Here is a 1,858-nt window from a genome sequence, read left to right on the forward strand (position 1 = left end):
TGATCAGCCTGCTCGGAACGCTCTGGAACAAGTCGGGCCTCGGTGAGATCGCCGCCGCCGACGCCGATCCCCGGGGCCTGCAGCACATCTCCAGCCACCCCGCCCACACCGACGTCACCGACACGCTGGCCGACTGCGGGTTCCCGTTCGCGCAGGTCGACGGAGCCGGCCGGTTCGCCGCGCTGTGCCCGCGCTGCGCCGAGCACCACGCCGACCAGCCCTGGATCCAGCGGATCCACCGGACCTGAGCAGCCCCAACCGACGGAGGAAACCGCATGCCCCAGAACACTGTGAACCCCGGTCAGCAGGCCCGTTCCGAGGTGCCCACCGGCCCGGCCGGACCGGATCGGTGGCAGTGGCGGGCCCGCTACGTCCAGCCCGGCACCCCGCCCGCCGACGAACCCACCCAGCACCTGCCGGTCGGCTGGTGGATCACCGGCATCACCGGCACCGACGTGCCGGCCGACGAGCGCTGCGGCGGCATCGCCGCGATCCGGGTGCACTACGCCGTGGCCGATGACGGCGAGGACATCACCGCCGAGATCAGCCACCGCATCGCCGCCGCGCTGGGCGGCGCGGGCTCACCGGGCAACACCTGACCCCGCCCCATTACCCGAGGCATGGCAGGACATCCCGCCCTGCCGGGATCGCCGCTCCCTGACCGAGGAGGACCGTGAACCACCCCGACACCGACATCGACTTCGACGACCGTGCCGAGCACCCGGGCTTGGGGGCCCGGGTTCGGGCGACCATGGCTGTCTGGCTGCACGTGGCCGGGAACCACCTGGGCCGGACCCGGGAATGGGCCCGGCACCAGCCCCCGGCGCACCTGGCCACCGGCGCCGGACTCGTCCTCGCCGGGCTGGTCGTGGCCTGGCTGGTGCTGTGGCTGCTGGCCGCGGTGCTCAGCGGCCTGATCGGCTGGATCAGCGGCTCCACCACCGCACCACCCGCACCGGCCCCGCCCGCTGCCGAGACCCCACCGGGCTGGGTGCGGGACCTGGCCGGCACCGGCCTGTGGGACCAGCTCACCCATACCCTGCTCGGCTACGCCGCCCGCCACGCCCCCGCGGCAGGCATGACCCCACCGGTGCTACTGGGCACCTGGGTGGGCATCGGCGTCCTGCTGCTGCTCGCCGCCTGGTGGCACCACCAACGCCTGCTCGCCCTGCCGCTGTTCTGGGCCTGGACCACCGCCACCTGCCTGGTGCTGTGGACCCACACCCCCGGCGCCAGCCCCGTCCCGGCCGTGCTCGCCGCCGCCCTGGCCGCCCTGATCTCCACGGTGCCCTGGACCACCCTCCCGGTCACCGCGCTGATCACCCTGGCCTACCTGCCCCTGCCCCTGCCCTGACCTGGAGGTGTTCACCATGGTCGAACTCGTGTGCCGTTGCGGCCACTACGAATCCGCCCATGACGCCGGCGAGTGCTGGACCTCGCCCATCAACCGCCAGCATCCCGCCGTCCAGTGCCCGTGCGACTGGTACGAGCCGCAGGAGGCCCAGCGGTGAAGGTTGCGTCCATGCGGGCCAGGAAACGGATTGCCTGATCGCGAGGTTGGTGCCCGGACTCCGCCGGGTGCCTTCCGCCCGATCAGGCAAGCAGAAGGAGATCGTGATGAGCGAGATGACCACCGTCGCGGTGCCGACCGACTGGGCCGCCGTCTACATCGAACCCGGGACCGCCTACTACGACGAACCCAGCCAGATCATGCCCGCTGGGTGGCATGTGAACAGCGCATCGTTCAGCCCCGAAGGCGAGTACGTGCACGAGGTGCTGGTCGGGACGGTCGTGGACGAGGCCGGCGAAGACATCTCCGAGCGGGTGGCCCACCGGATCGCTGAGGCCCTGAACGAAC

The 1,858-nt window shown here is 72.1% G+C and carries 5 protein-coding genes; all 5 read left to right on the top strand.

Annotated elements, in window-relative coordinates; genetic code table 11:
• The coding region (locus tag ABD976_RS29530) for a hypothetical protein (RefSeq protein WP_345368336.1) at nt 1–248 on the top strand (248 nt) is incomplete at its 5' end.
• Nucleotides 249–275: 27 nt separating this feature from the next.
• Nucleotides 276–599, top strand: coding sequence for a hypothetical protein (locus ABD976_RS29535; protein WP_345368337.1), 324 nt, complete (start codon nt 276–278; stop codon nt 597–599).
• A 74-nt stretch (nt 600–673) separates the two neighbouring features.
• Nucleotides 674–1,354, top strand: coding sequence for a hypothetical protein (locus ABD976_RS29540; protein ID WP_345368338.1), 681 nt, complete (start codon nt 674–676; stop codon nt 1,352–1,354).
• 16 nt (nt 1,355–1,370) lie between these two features.
• Nucleotides 1,371–1,511 carry a hypothetical protein gene (locus ABD976_RS29545; RefSeq protein WP_345368340.1) on the top strand — a complete coding sequence of 47 codons (141 nt, stop codon included), beginning with the start codon at nt 1,371–1,373 and terminating at the stop codon, nt 1,509–1,511.
• Nucleotides 1,512–1,617: 106 nt separating this feature from the next.
• Nucleotides 1,618–1,858: hypothetical protein (locus tag ABD976_RS29550; RefSeq protein WP_345368341.1), on the top strand; the 241-nt coding region annotated here is incomplete at its 3' end.

It is taken from the genome of Saccharopolyspora cebuensis (assembly GCF_039542665.1).
GTDB classification, from domain to species: domain Bacteria; phylum Actinomycetota; class Actinomycetes; order Mycobacteriales; family Pseudonocardiaceae; genus Saccharopolyspora; species Saccharopolyspora cebuensis.